The sequence below is a fragment of the Rhizobium sp. LC145 genome (assembly GCF_001005825.1).
Lineage (GTDB): Bacteria > Pseudomonadota > Alphaproteobacteria > Rhizobiales > Rhizobiaceae > Neorhizobium.
Genome location: NZ_LBHV01000003.1, coordinates 245,841 through 266,886, shown reverse-complemented (window position 1 = coordinate 266,886; position 21,046 = coordinate 245,841). Strand labels below are relative to the sequence as shown.

Sequence of the window (21,046 nt, the reverse complement as noted above, 5' to 3'; positions counted from 1 at the left end):
AGAAGCAGTGCGTCAGGCAAGCCGCTTGTAGAACAGGGTCGTGCCGCAGAAACCGCCCTGCGGCCACATGGCATAATTGGGAATGACGCCGACACGTTCCCAGCCGAAGCGCGGATAGATCCTTTCCGCATCACTGCCGGTCGCCGTGTCCAATACCAAGAGCGAGCGGCCGCGTCGCGCGGCCTCCACCTCCACTGCCTCCATCAGCAATCGCGACAATCCGAGACCACGAGCCGAGCGATGCACGAGGAGCTTCATGAGATCGCCGCGGTGAGGCTGGTTCGGTTTCGAAGCCAGGCCAACCTGCACTGTGCCGACGATGCGGCCCTCCACCTCGGCAACAGCGAGGATCGTGGCACCCCGCTCGACGCTCTCAGCAACCTCCGTCCAATAGGGCGTGGCGTCGGCAGGCGAGAAGGGCAGCATGAAGCCCAAGGAAGCGCCCCCATGGATACAATCCGAAAGGACTTCGCCAAGGTCGGAAACCGCTGCGCGGGCTTCTTCGGCATTGAGGATACGAACGGTCGTCATTTGAAATTCTCTCGGTAATGTTTCACCGGCCGCGATCGAGGATCACCGCGTAACGGGCCGGTTTGTCGGAGGGATTGTAGAAGTCGAACGCGTCGCCGATATCCATGTAGAGGCAGTCGCCGGGATAAAGCCTATGCACAGTCTCGCCGATGATCATTTCGAGCGCGCCCTCGAAGAGCCAGACATGCTGCGTCATCACCCGGCTTTCCTCGCGCGGCGGAAAGCTGACGCGGGCACGGGGCGGAAATTCCACCTCGACGATATCGACCCGGCTCGGGGTGCCTGGCGGAGAGACGGACCGGCGCAAATAGCCGGTATGCGGATCACGCCAGAGCTTCTGATCCGCCCTGCGGACGAGGGGCGAACCTGCCGCCTCGTCATCGGCAAAGAAGGCTGAGAGCGAAAGGCCCAATGCTTCGCAAAGTCTTGCCAGCAAGGCGGCCGTCGGGCTCGCCTCCGCCCTCTCGATGCGCGAAATCATCGCACGACTGACACCGGAGCGCTGAGATAGCTCATCGAGTGTCAGGTCATGCCGGTTGCGCAGCGCCCTTATGCGCTCGCCCATCGATCTGTCGAAGCCGTCATCCATCGAATCCATTATTTGAGATTTGCATTCCCCTATAATGGAGTCAAGCCAAACCAGCGCGATGTCTCCCGGTTAACGCAATGTCTTCCGGTTACGGCGTTTCTCGCATCCATGACTGCGCCAAGGGCACATCCTTATCGGAAAGCATATGGCCGGCCTCGATGAAATGGCTGGTGAGCACCGTGCCGCTCTTCTTAAACCAGTGCTCCAACCGGCGGCCTCCCGGCGCGGAGAGATCCTGCCTGCCGTTGACCATCAACACCGATGCATCGGCCAGATCGACCTTTGGGGCTTCATCAAGGACCAGCATGCCCCGGAACAGCACGGCGCGGCGAATAACATCCGGATGAAGCGCCATGAAGGCAGCGATGAAGTTGGCGCCGTTCGATAGGCCCATGAAGGTGAGCCGCTCCGGATCAAGCCTGTAACCGCCGATCGCGCCCTCGATGAAAGCCGCGAACGCGTCCGCCTCGGCACGGATATCCTGCTGATCGAAGCTCGTTGCCGAGAACCGCCTGAACCAACGCGCCGCGCCCTCTTCGGTTGCCCGCCCCCGAACGCCAAGAAGTGTAGCACGTGGGGCGATCCTATGAGCGAGCGGCATCAAGTCCGCTTCGCTGCCGCCGCTACCATGCAGCAGCACGATGGTCTCTTCCCCCGGCTCCTCGGGCACGAAGAAGCGATGAACGAATGGCAGGTCGCGACGCGGCATGCGCGGCTCCCCAGGCATGGAAAACTGCGGCAACAGCACCCGCAGATCCTGCGCGCGCTCCTCGTTGCCCGGCGGGACGAAGAGCCTTTCACCGAGATGCCCCGGCTCCTCGTCGAGCGCAAAGCCCGGCCCCTCCGTTGCGAGTTCGATCAGGGCGCCGCCCGGCTCCCGCACATAGAGCGAGGTGAAATACTTCCGGTCATGGAAATTCGTGGGCGAGGCATTACGTTTCGAAAGCTCCGCCTTCGCGGCACGCACGGCGGCAATGTCCGCCGCACGAAACGCCACGTGATCGGCCGTGCCGGTCCCAGGAATACCGGGTACATAGCCCGAGGCGTCACGGACATCGACGGAATCGGTCTCGGAGACTAGCCGCTGCACCGCGCCGGCAACCGACCCCGGCTTGTAGCCGAAACGCTGTATGAAAGCGGCAGTCTCTTCGGGCGTCTCGGTGAGAATCGTCACGGCCCGCAGCCGCAGCACGGCGAGGTCGTGGCCGCTATCTGCAAAAGCCGCGTCTCCGACGCCAACCAGCTTGACGATGACTCCATCGGGATCCTTCAGCCGCAGCACCGTTTCGCCGAACTCGTGCATCGGCCCCTCGACGGGTACCCGGTGCGTGATCGCCCGCGTCAGCCATTCGCCGATCGAACCCTGCGCCACCGTGAACGCGATCTCCGAAATCTGCCCGTTGCCGACCCGACCTGGTGCGCCGTCCTCCCAGACAAGGAAGGTGACGAGCGTTCCCGGCGACGCGTTTTCGTCGCCGTAGAAGAGGTGCAGTTGCTCGGCATCTTCGAAGCCGCCGGTACGCTTCACGAGGTTGAGCCCGAGGAAGCCGACATAGAAATCGACATTATCCTGCACCCGCCGCGTGATCAGCGTTACATGGTGGATGCCAGTGGCGGAAGTCGTCTGCTGGTCGTCGTTCATGAGAAGGCTCTCGGGCGGCGTGGGGAGCAAGTTACACCGGCTTCCGTCATCGATGGGCAAAGGTCAAGCAGCCCGCAGCAAATTGATCGGGTCGATTTGCCCGGCAAAGCCGCCAATTTATCGCAAATGCCGCGAAGTTCCGGCTAGGCGCGGCCCTTGACCGCTGCTATATGCGCGAGCCATGAGCACCACTTCGCGCACGCCCCTCGACCATATCCGCAACTTCTCGATCGTGGCCCATATCGACCACGGCAAGTCGACCCTTGCTGACCGGCTGATCCAGTCCACTGGCGGCCTCGCCGAACGCGAGATGTCGGAACAGGTGCTGGATTCGATGGATATCGAGCGCGAGCGCGGCATCACCATCAAGGCCCAGACCGTGCGCCTGCACTACAAGGCGCAGAACGGCGAGACCTATATCCTGAACCTCATCGACACACCCGGCCATGTGGACTTCGCCTATGAAGTCTCGCGCTCGCTCTCGGCATGCGAAGGCTCGCTGCTCGTGGTCGACGCCTCCCAGGGCGTGGAGGCCCAGACGCTCGCCAACGTCTACCAGGCGATCGACAACAACCACGAGCTCGTCACCGTGCTCAACAAGATCGACCTGCCGGCCGCCGAACCCGACCGCATCAGGGAGCAGATCGAGGAAGTGATCGGCATCGACGCCTCCGACGCGGTGCTGATCTCGGCCAAGACCGGCCTCGGCATTCCCGACGTGCTGGAAGCCATCGTCCATAAGCTGCCTCCACCCAAGAGCGAGATCGGCGAAAAGGGTCCGCTCAAGGCGCTGCTGGTCGACAGCTGGTACGACACCTATCTCGGCGTCATGGTTCTGGTGCGGGTCATCGACGGTGTGCTGACCAAGGGCATGACCATCCGCATGATGGGCACGGACGCCAAATACCAGGTCGAGCGCGTCGGCGTGCTGACGCCGAAGATGCTGGCCGTGGACAGTCTCGGCCCCGGCGAGATCGGCTTCATCACCGGCTCAATCAAGGAAGTGGCCGATACCCGCGTCGGCGATACGATCACCGAGGACAAGCGTCCGACGGCGACCGCCCTGCCGGGCTTCAAGCCGGCCCAGCCGGTGGTATTCTGCGGCCTCTTCCCGGTCGACGCGGCCGATTTCGAGGATCTGCGCGCGGCGATGGGCAAGCTTCGCCTCAACGATGCCAGCTTCTCATTCGAAATGGAGAGCTCGGCCGCCCTCGGCTTCGGCTTCCGCTGCGGCTTCCTCGGCCTGCTGCACCTAGAAATCATCCAGGAGCGGCTGGAGCGCGAGTTCAACCTCGATCTCATCGCCACCGCTCCCTCGGTCGTCTACAAGCTGACGATGACGGACGGATCGGAACGCGAGCTGCACAACCCGGCCGACATGCCTGATGTCGTCAAGATCTCGGAAATCCGTGAACCGTGGATCAAGGCGACGATCCTGACCCCGGACGATTATCTTGGCGGCATCCTGAAGCTTTGCCAGGATCGGCGCGGCATCCAGACCGAGCTCACCTATGTGGGCAAGCGCGCCATGCTCACTTACGAGCTGCCGCTCAACGAAGTCGTGTTCGATTTCTATGACCGCCTGAAGTCCATATCGAAGGGCTATGCATCGTTCGATTATCACCTGCACGGCTATCGCGAGGGCAACCTCGTAAAGATGTCGATCATGGTGAATGGCGAGCCGGTCGATGCGCTGTCGATGCTGGTCCATCGCTCGGCTGCCGAAAAGCGCGGCCGCGACATGTGCGAGAAGCTGAAGGACCTGATCCCGCGGCACATGTTCAAGATCCCGATCCAGGCGGCGATTGGCGGCAACGTCATCGCCCGCGAGACGATCTCGGCCATGCGCAAGGACGTGACCGCCAAGTGCTACGGCGGCGACGCCACGCGCAAGCGCAAGCTGCTCGACAAGCAGAAGGAAGGCAAGAAGCGCATGCGGCAGTTCGGCAAGGTCGACATTCCGCAGGAAGCCTTCATCGCAGCGTTGAAGATGAAGGACGAGTAAGTTTCGGGCAGCAGTCGCGGTGATGTGCTGGTAATATCAGCTCGCCTTGCGATGGCGGGGGCGGGCTGCCTTCGCCGACTTGCGGAAATCCTGAACCGGCGCCGGATGGCCGACGTGATAGCCCTGCGCGTAGTCGATGCGCAGCTCGCGAACCAGTGCCAACTGGCCTTCGGTCTCGACACCTTCGACGAGAATCTTCGGGCCGCGGTTGCGGACGAGATCGACAATATCCTGAAGCATCGCCCTGCCCCGAGGCGCGGAGCCGTCATGCAGGAAGGAGCGATCGATCTTTACGATATCGAACTCGATCAGCCGTAACCAAGACAATCCTGCAAAGCCGGTGCCGAAGTCATCGAGCCATATCTGGATTCCCAGCGTTTTCAGATCGCTGATGCAGCGCAGCACGTCGGAATGCATCTCCATCTCGAGACCTTCGGTAATCTCCAGTGCGAGCCTGCTGCCGGAGACCCCCGTTTCATAGAGAATGGCTGCCACGCTCGCGGCGAAGCCCGGCATCTTGAGCTGGATCGGCGAGACATTGACGCTTGCCACTTCCACATGATTTTCCGCAAGGAGATCAAGACAAACCGTCCGTATGACCCAGCGGCCGAGGTCTGTGATCAGGCCGGTTCGCTCGGCAATCGGTATGAAAAGGCTTGGCGGAACGGCAACGCCATCGAGCGTCTTGAGGCGCATAAGGGCCTCGACCGCATCGCGCCTTCCTGAAACCATGTCCTCGATCGGCTGATAGACGAGCGACACCAGCCCCTGGTCGACTGCGATTTTCAAAAGCGCCGCAATGTTCTCGGTTTCATCGCTGTTATTGGGATCGTTCGGATCGAACAAGCGCACGCAGTTGCGACCGCTCGCCTTGGCGCTGTAAAGCGCCCGGTCAGCCTCATGGATGATCTTCTCGAGCTTCGCTCCCGCCTGATCCCTGGTGAAGGCCGCGCCGACGCTCACTGTCACGACCGAGGTGCCATCGCGCCGCTCCTTGTGATGAACCCTCAATTGCTCGACGGTGAAGCGGATTCCCTCGGCAAGCGCGGCGACCTCCTCCCTGCTGTCGATCTGCGCGAGCACGATGAACTCCTCGCCGCCGTAACGACCGATCGAGCCGCCATAAGGTTCGATCGCCTGTTTTATCGTGGTGGCGACATCGACCAGGCAGCGATCGCCCTCTTGATGGCCATAACCATCATTGTACTTCTTGAAGAAGTCCACATCGACCAGGATGGCGGCAAAGCCGCGGCCATTGCCCTGCCACTCATTCCAGTAATACCGGAGCCGCTGATCCACCGCGCGGCGATTTTCCAGACCCGTCAGGTAATCGGTATTCGACATCCTGAGCAGAGCTTCACCTCTTTCATTGGCCTCTCTCTGCTGCGTCTTCGCCTCCAGCGCATTCAGGAACACGTTGTAGCGTTCCTCATTCAGCTTCCAGTTCACGTAGGAGGTGAAGATGAAGCAGGAGACATAGAACGTGCCGAAGGCAAATGCGTAATTATCCGACGGCCAGAACGCCGGCAGGGATGCCAGGAAGATGGCCAGCACGGCGCCCGAGGTTGCCACGGAAAGGCTGAACCTGAAGCTGAAGAACAGGTTCGCGCCCATCATGAAGATGGCGCCGAATATCATGTAATAGGAGAGGCTTTCCGTATAGGCGGTTTGAAGCGTCGGCAGGACCCAGGCGGCATATCCCATGACGAGGGCCACCGCGCAGGTGCGGTTGAGCCAGGTTATACCGACGCCGAACCGGACCTGCGCCTCGATCACTGCGAGAGCGAGACCTCCAACCATCAGGCGCGTGGCAACGGTGTAGATAGCGACATCGGGGGTCAACACGATGTCGGCGGCCCAGAACAGCACATAGATGATGATCGCGGTCCACAGGCCGTGACGAGTCGCGGTCCTGCGCGCCGGCTCGCCGTCGCGCCTGTAAAGGTCACGAAGCTCGCCGGCCGTCGGCCTCGGCGAGGTCTTTTGCAGATCGGTTTCGACCGTCTCGGCAAATATGTGCTTCATGCACGTCCCATCCGCTCGCATTCCACGGGACGGGCATACCTGCCCCGCCTTGGGAATCCTGTTACGCGCCCGTGTGTCGATGACCCTCCTCGGATCAGCCAAGCGACGGGCCGGACTACCCGGCGAAAGTAAGGGGGAGGGCTGTTAAATCTTGATAAATTTCAATCGGAAAGCTTGCCGTTAATCCTGTTTAAGGAAATCGATGGTTAACAAAAGGTTTAAACAATATGATTTAGTTTATGGGCCACTGAGGCGCAGAGAGCGCGGTGCGCCCAGTTCATTTAAGTATCAATTGAAACTGGGGGTATTTCACATGACTCAATTGAAAGTGGAATTCGACGGCCATAGCCTCATCACGCCTTCGGCGATTGCGAGCGAGCTGGGAGCGGCGAAGGGCGAACATTTCGAAGATCATCTGGCCATCGGAAAAGGGGAGCTCGCGCTCCTGCTCGAGTTGGCAGACCAGCAGTTCAAACATGGCGAAGACCCGGTCAAGATCATCGACCGCGTCACCTTTTCCCTTCACGAAATCCGCAACAGGTTCCATCCCCGCGTCTGGCAGGAGCTTGTTCCCTTCGTCCAGAACCATCCTGTCTCATCATTCTTCCTGGAAGACCCGCTGACCCGCTGGTCGTTCGAGAAGCCGAGGGGATATTCCGGCGACGCGACATTGATGGACCTCATCTACCAGCATGAAAGCGTTGCCGATCAGGTGGCCAAGGCTTCCAGGCTCGGCAAGGCGCTTTACGAATATACGAGCATCGCTCCCTCTTCAGTCGCCGCCCGGGACCGGAGAGACATATTGGCGCGCCATGTGGACGAAGTGGCCGCCGCAAACGGGCCGGAAACAGAGGTTCTGAGCATCGCCGCGGGACACCTGCGCGAGGCTGCCCAATCCGTCGCGTTGCGGGAAAAGGCGCTCAAGCGCTGGGTCGCCCTCGACCAGGATCCGCTCAGCGTCGGAACGATCGCCCGCAATTTCCAGGGAACCGCGGTCGAGGCGATCGACGGCTCGGTGCGTTCCCTTCTGGCGGGCCGCCAGCGGCCGGGCCAGTTCGATCTCGTCTATGCCTCGGGTCTCTATGATTATCTGATAGACAAGGTCGCCATCAAGCTGACACAGCGCTGCCTGGAAATGCTGAAGCCCAACGGCGTCTTTCTGTTCGCCAACTTCGCCTACCCCATCACCGTCGACGGCTATATGGAAACCTTCATGAACTGGCCCCTTCTCCTGCGCTCGGAGGCGGATATGTGGAAGATCATCCATGCCAGCACGGACGGGCGGGACTTCGAATCCAAGGTATTCTTCGGGAAGCACAAATACATCGTCTACGCAGCCTTGCGTAAACGCGCGTAGGCGACTGGCGACATCACCAGCCAGGCAGTGAACCAGGCCGGGAGGCCGCAACCAGAACCCCAAGGGGTAGGGTTGCCGCCTCCCGGCCGCTTCAATTCCCGGATCGCATCTTACCGTTTCCGCAGCTAGCTGCCTTTCGCCTCGTCCGCCGAAACCTCCCGCAGCGGAGCGCGGCTCAGCTCGTTGCCGGCGGTGATGGCCTTGCGCAACAGCCGCATGAACTCTTCCCTCTCCTCCTCCGTCAGACCTCGCAGCATGACCCCTTGGGCCGCCTCCACGGCCGGCGTGACCCCCTGAAGGGTCCGCATCCCCTCCTCCGTGATCTGAAGTTCGCGTGCCCGCCGGTCTTTACGGCTCGGGTTGCGTGCCAGCAGGCCCTTCTGCACCAGCCGATCCACCACGCCGGTGATGGTCGTGCGATCATAGGCGATCAATCCGGCAAGGGTCACCTGATCTATCCCCGGATTCATGCCGATCGCCGAAAGCGCGGCATATTGCACCGGAGTGAGATCGTAGCCGGCAGCCTCGGCCTCCGCACGAAAGACCGCCACCGCGATCTGCTGGAACCGGCGGACCAGGTGACCCGGCATGTCGTTGTTGTCTCTCACGCTTGTTCTCCCGCGCCACATTCATTGACAGTATACTGATAATCAGCATACTGATCAATTATCACCGCCGGCATTCATGCATTCGCCGGTGGCGCATCACCTTAGAATACCGGAGGTCGGGCCGTCGATATGGCGCCCGGAAGCCAGGAGGGGCCTGGGAGCGGCCGCAGCCGCCCATTTAAGATCATACGTGGAGGAGACAATCATGCAGTTCCATCTCGATGGATATGAACCCGGCGATCCTGAAATCTTCGACCCGGCGGAGCGATACGGCAAATCGGGGACCGAGGGCCCCCTTCCCCGGGAAGTCGATGTGCTGATCGTCGGCTGCGGGCCAGCGGGCCTGACACTTGCCGCGCAACTATCCGCCTTTTCGGAAATCAAGACCTGCATCATCGATCAGAAATCCGAGCGGCTGCTTCGCGGCCAGGCCGATGGCATCGCCTGCCGCACGATGGAAATGTTCGAAGCTTTTGGATTTGCCGAGCGCGTGCTGAAGGAAGCCTATTGGGTCAACGAAACGACCTTCTGGAAGCCAGACGATAGGCAGCATGACAAGATCATCCGCAGCGGCAGGATCCAGGACACCGAGGACGGGCTCTCCGAATTCCCGCATGTCATTTTGAACCAGGCGCGGGTGCACGATTTTTTCCTGGACGTCATGCGCAAGTCGCCCGCAAAACTCGAACCGCATTACGCGCGGCGCCTGCTCGATATCGAGATCGACCCGGCGGCATCCTCAAATCCTGCGGGCTATCCGGTGACGGTCCGGCTCGAACGCCTGGATCCATCGCACGAAGGCGAGATCGAAACGGTGAAGGCTCGCTACGTGGTCGGCTGCGACGGCGCGCGCAGCACGGTGCGCAAATCCATAGGGCAGTCGCTGCGCGGCGATTCCGCCAATCATGCCTGGGGCGTCATGGATGTGCTTGCCGTCACCGATTTTCCCGACATCCGCCTCAAGGCGTTGATACAATCCGCCGGCGAGGGAAGCATCGTGCTCATCCCGCGCGAGGGCGGCTATCTCGTCCGCATCTATGTCGAACTCGACAAGCTCGATCAGGGCGAGAGGGTCTCCAACCGCAACATAACCTCCGACTACCTGATCGCTGCCGCCCAGCGTATTCTCAAGCCCTATACGCTGGAGGTGAAGGAGATCGCCTGGTGGTCGGTCTACGAGATCGGCCAGCGCCTCTGCGACAAGTTCGACGACGTGCCGGAAGACGAAGCCGGGGAGCGCCTGCCCCGCGTGTTCATCGCCGGCGACGCCTGCCATACGCATAGCCCGAAAGCCGGCCAGGGCATGAACGTCTCCATGCAGGATAGCTTCAATCTCGGCTGGAAACTGGCCTCGGTCCTTCGAAAGCAATGCGCGCCGTCTCTGCTGCATACCTATTCCGCGGAGCGCCAGGCGATTGCCGGGGAGTTGATCGATTTCGATCGTGAATGCGCGGCAATCCTCAGCGCCTCCTCGAAGTCGACGAAAGAAGATAGGACGGCCGATCCCGCCGAAACGCAAAGCTACTTCGTCCGGCATGGGCGCTATACGGCGGGGACGGCAACCCGTTACCGCAGTTCGATCATCACCGCAGAGCCGGCCCACCAACACCTCGCCGCCGGGTTTACGATCGGCATGCGGTTTCACTCCGCGCCCGTCATACGGCTGGCGGACGCCAAGCCGGTTCAGCTCGGTCATACGATCAAGGCGGACGGACGCTGGCGCATTTTTGCCTTTGCCTGTGCGGAGCATCCCGCCGCGCCCGCTTCCGGCGTCCGGGCGCTTTGCGAATTCCTTGCCGAAGCCGAGGAATCTCCCGTCAAAAGATACATCCCGGCAGGTGGAGACGACGACTCGGCGATCGATGTGCGCGCCGTTTTCCAGCAAGGGCATCGCGAGCTTGCCGTGGAAAGCATGCCCGCCTTTCTCCTACCCCGAAAAGGCCGCCACGGGCTTGTCGATTACGAAAAGATGTTCTGCCCCGACCTCAAAGGCGGCAGCGACATTTTCAATATGCGCGGCATAGACCGCCAGCAGGGCTGTATGGTCATCGTGCGGCCGGACCAGTATGTCGCGCACGTTCTCCCGCTTAACGGATTTGGAGAGCTTGCCGCATTCTTCGATGGCTTCATGACGCGGCAAGGCTGAACTGCCAAACTGGGCCGGGCGCATCCGCCCGGCCCAGCCAGCGAAGTTCAGAACGTGCGGCCGAGCTTGGCGTCCACCGAATGGCTGTTGCCGCCGCGCACGGCGAAGAACAGGAAGATCGCCGCCCAGAGGATGGATTTTTCCGCGCCACCGAGGCCTTCTCCCCGTACCACCCCGTGGAAATAGACCGTGACGAGCAGCACGATCATGGCGGCGAAGGACGCCGGTCGGGTGAAAAGGCCGATCGCCACGAGGATACCCCCGAAAAATTCGGTGGCCGAAAGAAGCGGCGACCAGAAGACACCTGGGTAGAAGCCCAGTCCCTCGACCATCCCGACAGCCCCGAAGGGGTTCATGATCTTGCCGAAACCATGGGTGACGAGCAGTACGCCGGCGGCCACGCGCAGGATCGTCTCGGCGATCTCATGGGTGGAGCTGTAGACCGGCGCCAGAGCCGGGACGATGAGACGGGAACGTGAACTGTTTTCAAATGCCATGAGAGCCTCTTTGGATTTGCAGAGATGCGTTATCGCGGTGCAAAATGACGGAAGAACGGAAACTGTCGAGATCGCGATGTTCAAAACTTGACTTTGCGAGGTGACATTTTCGTGAGACGAATACCGGGATAGAGGAAAGACGATTCCCATGGAAAAACCGCGCATTACCATTCTCTACTGCACCCAGTGCAACTGGTTGCTCCGCGCCGGCTGGATGGCGCAGGAACTGCTGCAGACCTTTTCCGACAGTCTCGGCGAGATCGCGCTCATCCCCGGCGCCGGCGGCAATTTCGAGATTAGGCTCGATGGAGAGCTCATCTGGGAGCGCAAACGCGACGGCGGCTTTCCCGGGCCGAAGGAGTTGAAGCAGCGGGTGCGCGACGTGATCGATCCCGAGCGCGATCTCGGCCATCTCGATCGGACATCGGCTGAAAAAGGCGAGGCCTGAGGCGGCACCGGAAGGAGCGGGAGAGGCTTTTTTCATCCCTGACACAGAAACTTCAAAAAGTCGGTTGACAGGGAAGTTTAGCCCCCTTACATGCCATCTCCGTCGCCCAGATGGCGGAATTGGTAGACGCGCCAGCTTCAGGTGCTGGTACCCGAAAGGGTGTGGAGGTTCGAGTCCTCTTCTGGGCACCATTCCAGTTTGATCACTACCAGGATCAGACAATTTCCTCTCAAAAAATTCGAGTTTTCGGCTTGGCCGAAGATTGTGGACCTCAGCGGCCCTCGGGCCGACGATCGTTTCGGCGGGCGCTGATCTTTTGCCCATGCCTGGGCGTTCGCGTCATTAGATATTCACGCCCACTACACGTCTCTGTCATCGATTGGGCCTAGTACCTGCGCCGATCAAACGGTCGCTCGCACCCAATCTGGAGACATCCGATGAAACGCAACTGGTTGCTTTCCACCCTCACCGCCAGCATGCTCGCCCTCACCGCATCGTCGAGCCTTGCCGCGCCTGTAAAGTTCGAATTCTGGTACGGCCTCAGCGGCGATCTCAGCGAGCGCATTCAGGACATGTGCAAGGCTTTCAACGCCTCGCAGCAGGATTACGAGATCGTCTGCGTCAGCCAGGAAACCTACGAGAACAACCTGCAGAACACGATCGCCGCGTTCCGCGCCAAGAAGCAGCCGGCCGTCACGCAGATCTCCGACGGCGGCACGCTCGACCTGATGCTGTCCGGTGCCTACCTGCCCGTTCGCGAGCTGATGGAAAAGAACGGCTATCAGATCGACTGGAACAACTATTTCTCCGGCATCGCGTCCTATTATTCATCGCCGAAGGGCGAACTGCTCTCCATGCCGTTCAACTCTTCCACGGCAATGATCTACTACAACACGGACGCGCTGAAGGCCGTGGGCTTCGAGGGTCTGCCGAAGACCTGGAGCGAAGTGGAAAAGGTCGCGCGCGACATGAAGGCGAAGGGCTATGATTGCCCGGTCGCTTTCGACCCGACCGGCGTATGGCAATGGTTCGAGCAGTTCTCCGCCATCCACAACCAGCCGATCGCCACCAAGGGCAACGGCTATGAAGGCCTTGATGCCGAAGTGACCTTCAACAAGACCAAGTTCGTCGACCAGCTGACCTGGATCAAGAAGATGTACGACGAGGGTCTCTTCGTAAACAAGAGCAAGGCAGTCGGCGAAACCGCCAACGACGCCTTCGTCAACGGCAAGTGCCAGATCACCAGCTCCTCGATCGCCGACCATGGCACTTTCGGCAAGCAGGCCATCAAGGACATGCATTGGGAAGTCGCCATGCTGCCGATGCTCGACGGCTTCCCGCGCACCAATTCGCTGGTCGGAGGCGCCTCGCTCTGGACGCTGAGGGGCAAGTCGGAAGAAGAGTACAAGGGTGTTGCGGCATTCTTCAACTTCCTCGCCCAGCCGGACCAGGCAGAATGGTGGTCGACGGTCACGGGCTACATCCCGGTCACCAATACGGGCTTCCAGGCCATGAAGGCCAAGGGCTTCTACGACAACGCTCCCTACAAGGGCCGCGAACTGGCCATCGAAAGCCTGACGGCCACTCCGCCGACCGAATATACCCGCGGCGTGCGGCTCGGCAATTTCAACGCCATCCGCAAGGAAATCGGCGATGCGATGCAGGCGGTCCTCTTCAACGACAAGCCGGTGCAGCAGGCGCTCGACGATGCGGCCGCACGGAGCAACGAAATCCTGCGCCGCTTCGAAAAGACCTACAAGGGCGCGAGCCTCAACTGATGCGATTGCGGAGCGGGCGGACCTTACGGTTCCGCCCGCGCTCGTGCTTCACGTCACTGCGGATTGATCATCGATGGAACGACGCGCCCATTATCGCAACCGGGTCCTGCCGTGGCTGCTGATAGCCCCGCAGCTTATTCTGGTCCTGGTCTTCTTCTACTGGCCTACCTCGCAGGCTCTCTACTGGGCCTTCACCCTGGAACAGGCCTGGGGCGGCGGCAATGAATGGGTCGGCTTCGACAATTTCATGGGTGTCTTCGGCGACGGGCGCTACTGGTCCACGGTGGGTCGGAGTGCCGTCTATGCCGCGGCAGCCACCGGCATCTCCATGGGCATCGCGCTCGTGCTGGCGCTGTTCGTCGATCGCGGGCTCAAGGGCACCAAGATCTTTCAGTCCGTCTTCATCTGGCCCTATGCGCTAGCAGCGCCGGTGGTCGGCGTGGCGTTCCGATTCATCTTCTCGCCGCAAGCCGGCATGATCGGCTCGCTGAACCGGATCTGGCCGGGCATATGGGACCCTGCCACGAACGGCCTGCACGCGCTGATCATGGTGATCATTTCCCATGCCTGGCTCAGCATCGGCTACAATTTCGTCTTCTTTCTCGCCGCGCTGCAGATGATTCCGCGATCGATCGCCGAAGCGGGCGCCATGGACGGCGCCCGGCCCGCCCGCCGCATGCTCGACCTGCAGCTTCCGCTGATCGCGCCCACCACCTTCTTCCTGCTGATCATGAACATCATCTCCACCTTCACCGACAGCTTCGGGCTGATCGACACGATGACGGAAGGCGGGCCGATCGGCAGCACGGAGGTGATGGTCTACAAGATCTACTACGACGGCTTCAAAAGCCTCGATTATTCCGGCGCCGCCGCCCAATCGATCGTTCTGATGCTGATCGTGATCACGCTGACCTTCGTGCAGTTCAAATGGGTCGAGCGCCGTATCCACTACACGTGAGTTTTCATTCATGATCGAGCGTTCCTCCTTTTTCGACTTCGTCACCTACGCCGTCATGGCGCTGGGCCTGGTGATCATCATCACTCCTTTCTGGATCGTGCTGGTTGCCGCCTCCCTGTCGCTGCCCGAGGTGGCGCGGGTGCCGCTCACGCTATGGCCGAGCTCCCATCTCATGGAAAATCTGTCGGCCGCCTGGAGCCGCGCCGACCTCGGCCCGAAACTTCTCAACACGCTGGTCGTCGCGGGGGGTGTGACGATCGGCAAGATCACCATCGCCGCCCTCTCGGCCTTCTCGATCGTGTTCTTCAATTACCGCGCCCGGATGCTGTGTTTCTGGCTGATCTTCCTGACGCTCATGCTGCCTCTGGAAGTCCGCATCGTGCCGACCTATTCGATCGCCGCCAACGCGCTCCTGCCCTTCCAGGCGTTACTCGATGCGACCGGCATCACCTCGCTGGTGGAGACAATCGCGGGCATCCGTATCGAGCTGAACTGGAACCTGCTCAACTCCTATACGGGCCTCATCCTGCCGTTGATCGCCACCGCGACCGGAACCTTCCTCTACCGGCAGTTCTTCATGACGATCCCCGACGAATTGGTGGAAGCCTCGAAGATGGATGGTTCCGGCCCGATGCGCTTCTTCTTCGAGGTGCTCATCCCGCTTTCGCGCACGAACATGCTGGCGCTTGCCACCATCATGTTCGTCTCGTCGTGGAACCAGTATCTCTGGCCGCTGCTGGTCACCACCGACCGGCCGAATTACGGCACGGTGGTGATGGAACTGAAGGCGCTCATTCCCGCCCAGAACGGCACGCCCGATTGGAACGTAACGATGGCCGGGGCGCTGCTCGTGATGCTTCCCCCTCTCCTGGTCGTCGCATTCATGCAGCGCTGGTTCGTGCGCGGCCTCATCACCAAAGACAAGTGATCGGATGAACCCATGACAGCCATCAGCATCAGAAACGTCAAGAAGCGATACGGCAAGGCCGACATCATTCACGGCGTCGATCTCGAAATCCAGGCCGGCGAGTTCATCGTCATTCTCGGCCCTTCCGGCTGCGGCAAGTCGACCCTGTTGCGGATGATCGCGGGACTGGAGGAGATCACGGCCGGCGAGATCGCCATCGAAGACCGCGTGGTCAACCAGCTTGAGCCGCGCGAGCGCGGCTGCGCCATGGTGTTCCAGAACTATGCGCTCTACCCGCACATGACGGTCGCGGGCAATATCGGCTATGCGCTGAAGGTCGCCGGCATGGCGAAACCCCAGCGCGAGGAACGCGTGCTGAAGGTGGCACAGTCAGTCGGTCTGGAAGCCCTGCTCGCCCGCCGGCCAGGCGAACTTTCGGGTGGCCAGCGCCAGCGCGTCGCCATGGCCCGTGCCATGGTTCGCGAGCCCAAGGTCTTCCTCTTCGACGAGCCGTTCTCCAACCTCGACGCCAAGCTGAGGGTAGCGATGCGCGGCGAGGTGCGCCGACTGCACCGCCAACTCGGCGTCACGTCGATCTTCGTCACCCACGACCAAACGGAAGCGATGACATTGGCCGACCGGCTCGTGATCATGAATGGCGGACATGTGGAGCAAGTCGGCAAACCGGCGGAAATCTACAACCGCCCCGTCAGCCGTTTCGTCGCCGACTTCATCGGTTCGCCGGCCATGAACCTGCTGGAGGGCGAATTCGACGCCGAAGGCCATTTCGTACACGGCCAGGGCGGCAGGATCGCAGTCAGCTCGCTCAACGGCCATCGAGTGCCGGGACGCAAGATCGTGCTCGGCATCCGTCCCGAAGCCGTCAAGCGGACGATCGGCCCGCAGATCGGCACCATTCCGGGCATCGTGGACTACGTGGAGGAACTCGGCGGTTCGCGCCTCATCCATGCGGAGGTCAACGGCAACCGCCTCGTCGCTCTCGACACCGATACCGAAGAACTTTCATCCGGCACCCCCGTTCACTTCACCTTCGACGATGCGCTGCATGCCTTCTCCATTGAAGACGGGAAGCGGATCGACATTCACCCGGCTTAAGCAAACCACGATCGGAGAATATCATGGGCAATCTCATTTCCACCGGCTTCAATTCCGGTTCCGTCGACGGCGAACTGGACAGTCTTGCCGAAGACCTGCGGCGTCTCGCGGACATGGGTGTTGAGACGGTCGAGCTCGGGCTGACCAGCATCGACCTCATCAGCGGCGGCCGCATCATCGCCGAACGGGCAGACAGGCTCGCGGAACTCGTGAAGCAGTTTCCCTTCCGCTACACGGTGCACGGGCTCGTCTCTTCGAATTTCATGGACCCGGTCACTCAAGGCTATCAGATCGCCGCCGCCAAGGCCTTGATCGAGGTCTGCGACCGCATCGATGCCCGCGTCATCGTGCAGCACGGCGGCTGCCTCAGGGCCGACCAGATCGCCGAACGCGCAGGAGCCGACGAGCGCGAGCGCGAAGCGCTGGTGGAGGTCGCCGAGTTCGCCAAGCGCTACGGCGTGCGGGTCGCGCTCGAAAACATCTTCACCACCGAGCTCGGCCAGTATCGCCAGACACCGGCCCAGATCGCCGAGACCGTCAAGGCGGTCAACCATCCCAACCTCGTGGCGCTCATCGATTTCAGCCACGCCTATATCGAATCCACCTATCGGGGCCTGGATTTCCGGGAAGAGCTACGCGCCATGGCGCCTGTCACCGGCCATCTGCATGTGCACGATTCCTTCGGCCGGCCGCAGGGCTTCTACAAGGGCTTCCATCCGCAGGAACTGACCGCCATGGGGCTCGGCGACCTGCATATGCCGCTCGGCTGGGGCGACATCGCCTGGGAAGAGATCTTCTCCGAGCTCACCTTCCTGCCCGATACGGTATTGATGATGGAAATCGGCTCGCGCCACCGTAACGAACAGCCTGCAAGCCTCGAGCGCGCACGGCGTCTCATCGACATCAACAGCGGTCGTCAGACGCTCGCCGCCGAGTAGGAACTGAAAAAACCGGCCGGACCTGGGATCAGGTCCGGCCGGTTGCCGTCACGCCTGCTGCAGTCGCGCACGGCCACTGAAGGTCATCAGCGATGCGCCGAGAAGCGAGGCAATGCCGGCGAAGGCGAAGACACCGAGCGGCCCTTGAGATTCCACCAGAAGCCCGCCGAAGATAGCGCCGCTGGAAATCGCGATCTGGAAGGTCGTCAGGAGCAGCGCACCCGCGCTTTCGGCTTCATCGGAAGCTGCACGGGTGGTGAAGCTCTGAACGCTCACCGGCAGAGCACCGAAGGCAAAGCCCCAGGCGGTCACCGCCAGCACGGTCGCAATCGGCGAAATTCCCACCGCGACGAGGATGAACGCGGTGATCGCAATCCCGGCTGCCGCAATGCTCACGGCGAGGCCGGTGTTGCGCTCGGCCAGGAAGCCGCCGAAGAGATTGCCGAAGAAGCCGCCGATGCCGTAGGCGAGCAGCGTAAGCGAGATCGCCTCGACGCCGAACCGCGGGATCTGTTCGAGGAACGGCCGGACATAGGTGAACCCGGCGAAGTGCCCGGCAACGACCAGCAGCGTCGTGGCAAGTCCGAGCCTGACCCGCGGGCGGCGCAGGAGCGCGAAAAGCGTATTGATGCTTGGAGCTCCGGCCGGCGGCAGGGATGGGATAGTCAGCGCCTGAACCACGAGCGTGAACGCGCCGACGCCGGCTGCGATGAGGAAGGCGGCCCGCCATCCGAGCGTCGCACCGATCCATGCCCCGACCGGCGCCGCAGTGACGGTGGCGACCGATACGCCGGTCAGGATGACTGCCATGGCCCGCGGCATCAGCCTTCCCGGTACGAGACGCATGGCAAGTGCCGCCGACATGGCCCAGAAACCGCCGAGACCGATGCCGAGAAGCACGCGGGAGAGAAGCAGCATCGGAAGACCATTGGCGAAAGCCGCAAGCAAGCTGGAAATGATCAGCAGCGAAGTGAGGCCCAGCAGCGTCCAGCGGCGGTTTATGTTGCGCATGCCGATCACCACGCCCGGCCCGGCGATCGCCCCCACGACGGCGGTCATGGTCACGGATTGGCCCGCAGCGCCGACGCTGACGCCGAGATCCTGCGACATCGGCGTCAAGAGGCTGACCGGCAGGAATTCCGCAGTTACCAGACCGAAGACGCCGAGCGCGAGAGAGACCACCGCAGCCCAGGCAGCATCGCGGCGGCCGTCATCAAAACTATCGGAATCACTTGGTAGAGAGTCCATCATGCTTCGTCTCCTTGAAATTGGAGGCGGAAACTACGCGTGACAGGCTGGAGTTTCTATGCTAGGAAATCCAGAATGCTTGACAATTCGTCCAAAATGTTGCGAAGCACAATTGCCGATCCCCTTAGCGAAATGCTGCGGGGGCTGCGGCTCGACGGTGTCGAATACGGCCGTTGCCAACCCTGCGAGCCATGGGCGACGGCCTTTCCCGCGCAGGAGGCGGCGCGGTTCCATTTCGTCGCCGCCGGCAAGTGCTGGCTGCAGGCGCCTTCCGGCGAATGGATGAAGCTCAATGCCGGAGATGCGCTTTTGCTTCCGCGCGGCGATGCGCATGTTCTGGCAAGTGAACCGGGCGTCCCACCGAGACGGGTTGACGATATCGCCCGAAAACAGGTGTGCGAAGGCATTTTCGATCTCGAATGCCCTCGCCCGGGCGGACGGAACCTGTTGTTCTTCGCCTTGATGAAATTCAACGTCGACCGGCTGCATCCGTTGCTGCAACTCATGCCCGATGTAATGCGCACCGACGATCTTGCGGCCAGCGAACCTGCGATACCAGCTCTGCTGGATGCCATGGCGCGGGAGGTGGAAATGAACCGTGTGGGTGCCGGCGGCATCCTCGCGCGGTTAGCGGACGTGCTGACGGCAACCCTCATCCGCACCTGGGTCGAGCATGGCTGCGGCGATTCCACCGGCTGGCTCGCGGCTGTGCGCAACCCGGAGGTCGGACGCGTGCTGGCGGCCATCCATCTCGATCCCGCGCATGACTGGACCGTGGAGGAAATGGCCCGGCTGATGGGTGCGTCCCGTTCCGGTTTCGCCCAGCGGTTTGCCGAGGTGGTGGGAGAAACGCCCGCCCGATATGTAGCCAGCATGCGCATGCACCAGGCCCGCCTGTGGCTTCGGGAGGGCCAGCGCGTCGCCGTGGTCGCCGAACGGCTCGGCTATGATTCCGAGGCCTCGTTCAGCCGCGCCTTCAAGCGGGTGGTCGGAGCGCCGCCGAGCCAATTCCGGGAAAAGAACCACCCGCCGGGCGGGATGGATTTGCGTATCCTGCCCGGACTGGTGCCGCCGATCGCGGCCGAGTAACGTCGTCATCCGAAGAAGCCCACTTGATCCGCCCTGCGGTCTGGCACGAATATAGGGAAGAATCGCCCCGGTAGATTTCCGGGGATCACCCTGCCTTCGACAAGTGACGAACATGCCCTCCGAAGACCGAAAGAAAAGCCGCGTGACGCTCCTCGACGTGGCCCGGCGAGCCAATGTCTCGCGGGCGACGGCCTCGCTCGTCATCCGCAAGAGCCCGCTGGTGGGCGCCGAGACCCGCAGCCGTGTCGAGGAAGCGATGCGGGAGCTCGGCTATGTCTACAACATGGGTGCGGCAAGGCTCAGGGCCGAGCGCAGCCATACCGTCGGGGTCATCGTTCCGAACCTCACCAATCCCTTCTTCGCCGAACTCCTCGGCGGCATAGAGGCGGTGATCGATGCCGCCGGTATGGTGGTCATCCTCGCCAACAGCGGCGATCTCGTCGACCGGCAGGATATGGTGATGCGCCGCATGCGAGAGCACGGCGTCGACGGCGTGATCCTTTGCCCGGCGGCCGGCACGGAGCGCGAATTCCTGACCCGGCTTCTGGAATGGGACCTCCCGCTCGTACAGGCGTTGCGCCACATCACCGACGAGGTCGACTACGCGGGTGTCGACTATGCTGCCGGCATGCACCAGGCGGTCGACTATCTCGCCTCCCTCGGTCACGAGAGAATTGCCTTCGCGGTCCACGGGCCGATCCATTCGGCTTACAACGAACGTATCGAGGGATTTTGCGACGCCATGCGCTCGCGCGGCCTGAGCGCCGAAAGGATTGTCCGCATTCCCTATCAGACGGCCGAAATACCCCGTTCCGCGCAGCTCCTGTTCGAGCAGACCGAAAAGCCGACGGCCGTCATCTGCTTCAACGATGTGATCGCGCTCGGTCTTTCCGCCGGGCTTCACGATCTGGGTTTCAAGGTCGGCGAGAATTTCTCCCTGGTCGGCTTCGACGATGTTACGGATGCGGAAACCATGCGCCCGCGGCTTACCTCGGTGTCCACGGCGCCGGTGGCAATCGGCGAAAATGCCGCCAAGCTTCTGATCGAAAGACTGGAAGAACCCACGCGTTCACCTCGCAAGATTGTGAAGCAGCCCAAGCTGCATATACGCCAGTCTTGTGTGCCCGTGCCCAAGTTCGCCCTATAAAATAATTGCGGATTGCC

Annotated in this window: 18 protein-coding genes and 1 tRNA gene; 12 read left to right on the top strand and 7 right to left on the bottom strand. The window is 61.6% G+C overall.

From position 1 onward, the window contains the following. Positions 1-12: 12 nt before the first annotated feature. From YH62_RS09605 to YH62_RS09595, 3 genes are all read right to left on the bottom strand, one after another. Positions 13-531, bottom strand: coding sequence for a GNAT family N-acetyltransferase (locus YH62_RS09605; RefSeq protein ID WP_046793974.1), 519 nt, complete (start codon positions 529-531; stop codon positions 13-15). Positions 532-553: 22 nt separating this feature from the next. After that, positions 554-1,120: an XRE family transcriptional regulator gene (locus YH62_RS09600; protein ID WP_046794319.1), complete on the bottom strand. Its 567-nt coding sequence runs from the start codon at positions 1,118-1,120 to the stop codon at positions 554-556. 88 nt (positions 1,121-1,208) lie between these two features. Next, positions 1,209-2,762, bottom strand: a complete 1,554-nt coding sequence (locus tag YH62_RS09595) for a VOC family protein (protein WP_046793973.1) — start codon at positions 2,760-2,762, stop codon at positions 1,209-1,211. 181 nt (positions 2,763-2,943) lie between these two features. Between YH62_RS09595 and lepA the strand changes: the two genes are divergently transcribed. After that, positions 2,944-4,767, top strand: coding sequence for a translation elongation factor 4 (gene lepA / locus YH62_RS09590; protein ID WP_046793972.1), 1,824 nt, complete (start codon positions 2,944-2,946; stop codon positions 4,765-4,767). Positions 4,768-4,803: 36 nt separating this feature from the next. Here lepA and YH62_RS09585 read toward each other — a convergent pair whose 3' ends face one another. Continuing rightward, positions 4,804-6,792 carry an EAL domain-containing protein gene (locus tag YH62_RS09585; RefSeq protein ID WP_046793971.1) on the bottom strand — a complete coding sequence of 663 codons (1,989 nt, stop codon included), beginning with the start codon at positions 6,790-6,792 and terminating at the stop codon, positions 4,804-4,806. Positions 6,793-7,105: 313 nt separating this feature from the next. Here YH62_RS09585 and YH62_RS09580 point away from each other — a divergent pair, with 313 nt between their 5' ends. Continuing rightward, positions 7,106-8,149, top strand: coding sequence for a class I SAM-dependent methyltransferase (locus YH62_RS09580; protein ID WP_046793970.1), 1,044 nt, complete (start codon positions 7,106-7,108; stop codon positions 8,147-8,149). A gap of 125 nt (positions 8,150-8,274) precedes the next feature. Here the strand turns inward: YH62_RS09580 and YH62_RS09575 are convergent, their stop codons facing one another. Continuing rightward, the gene (locus YH62_RS09575) at positions 8,275-8,757 is read right to left on the bottom strand and encodes a MarR family transcriptional regulator (RefSeq protein ID WP_046793969.1); all 483 of its coding nucleotides are present in this window, start codon (positions 8,755-8,757) and stop codon (positions 8,275-8,277) included. Between the two features lie 205 nt (positions 8,758-8,962). Here YH62_RS09575 and YH62_RS09570 point away from each other — a divergent pair, with 205 nt between their 5' ends. Next, a complete protein-coding gene (locus YH62_RS09570) occupies positions 8,963-10,903 on the top strand; it encodes an FAD-binding monooxygenase (protein WP_046793968.1) in 1,941 nt (646 codons plus the stop codon). A gap of 47 nt (positions 10,904-10,950) precedes the next feature. On the opposite strand, the gene YH62_RS09565 is transcribed toward YH62_RS09570, so the two are convergent. Continuing rightward, on the bottom strand, positions 10,951-11,400 hold the full coding sequence (locus YH62_RS09565; protein ID WP_046794318.1) for a DoxX family protein: 450 nt from the start codon (positions 11,398-11,400) through the stop codon (positions 10,951-10,953). Positions 11,401-11,548: 148 nt separating this feature from the next. Between YH62_RS09565 and YH62_RS09560 the strand changes: the two genes are divergently transcribed. From YH62_RS09560 to YH62_RS09530, 7 genes are all read left to right on the top strand, one after another. Beyond that, entirely contained in the window at positions 11,549-11,848 is a 300-nt protein-coding gene (locus YH62_RS09560; RefSeq protein ID WP_046793967.1) for a SelT/SelW/SelH family protein, read from the top strand. A gap of 104 nt (positions 11,849-11,952) precedes the next feature. Further along, positions 11,953-12,039, top strand: a tRNA-Leu gene (locus YH62_RS09555). A 246-nt stretch (positions 12,040-12,285) separates the two neighbouring features. Then, entirely contained in the window at positions 12,286-13,626 is a 1,341-nt protein-coding gene (locus YH62_RS09550; protein ID WP_046793966.1) for an extracellular solute-binding protein, read from the top strand. A 73-nt stretch (positions 13,627-13,699) separates the two neighbouring features. Then, entirely contained in the window at positions 13,700-14,584 is an 885-nt protein-coding gene (locus YH62_RS09545; RefSeq protein ID WP_046793965.1) for a sugar ABC transporter permease, read from the top strand. 10 nt (positions 14,585-14,594) lie between these two features. Beyond that, a complete protein-coding gene (locus YH62_RS09540; RefSeq protein WP_046793964.1) occupies positions 14,595-15,512 on the top strand; it encodes an ABC transporter permease subunit in 918 nt (305 codons plus the stop codon). 12 nt (positions 15,513-15,524) lie between these two features. Beyond that, positions 15,525-16,607 carry a sn-glycerol-3-phosphate ABC transporter ATP-binding protein UgpC gene (gene ugpC / locus YH62_RS09535; protein WP_046793963.1) on the top strand — a complete coding sequence of 361 codons (1,083 nt, stop codon included), beginning with the start codon at positions 15,525-15,527 and terminating at the stop codon, positions 16,605-16,607. A gap of 23 nt (positions 16,608-16,630) precedes the next feature. Continuing rightward, positions 16,631-17,545, top strand: a complete 915-nt coding sequence (locus YH62_RS09530) for a TIM barrel protein (RefSeq protein WP_046793962.1) — start codon at positions 16,631-16,633, stop codon at positions 17,543-17,545. A 48-nt stretch (positions 17,546-17,593) separates the two neighbouring features. Here YH62_RS09530 and YH62_RS09525 read toward each other — a convergent pair whose 3' ends face one another. Further along, positions 17,594-18,793, bottom strand: a complete 1,200-nt coding sequence (locus tag YH62_RS09525; protein WP_046794317.1) for an MFS transporter — start codon at positions 18,791-18,793, stop codon at positions 17,594-17,596. Positions 18,794-18,904: 111 nt separating this feature from the next. Between YH62_RS09525 and YH62_RS09520 the strand changes: the two genes are divergently transcribed. Next, a complete protein-coding gene (locus YH62_RS09520) occupies positions 18,905-19,882 on the top strand; it encodes an AraC family transcriptional regulator (protein ID WP_046794316.1) in 978 nt (325 codons plus the stop codon). Positions 19,883-19,994: 112 nt separating this feature from the next. Continuing rightward, the gene (locus YH62_RS09515; RefSeq protein WP_046793961.1) at positions 19,995-21,029 is read left to right on the top strand and encodes a LacI family DNA-binding transcriptional regulator; all 1,035 of its coding nucleotides are present in this window, start codon (positions 19,995-19,997) and stop codon (positions 21,027-21,029) included. Positions 21,030-21,046: the final 17 nt, after the last annotated feature.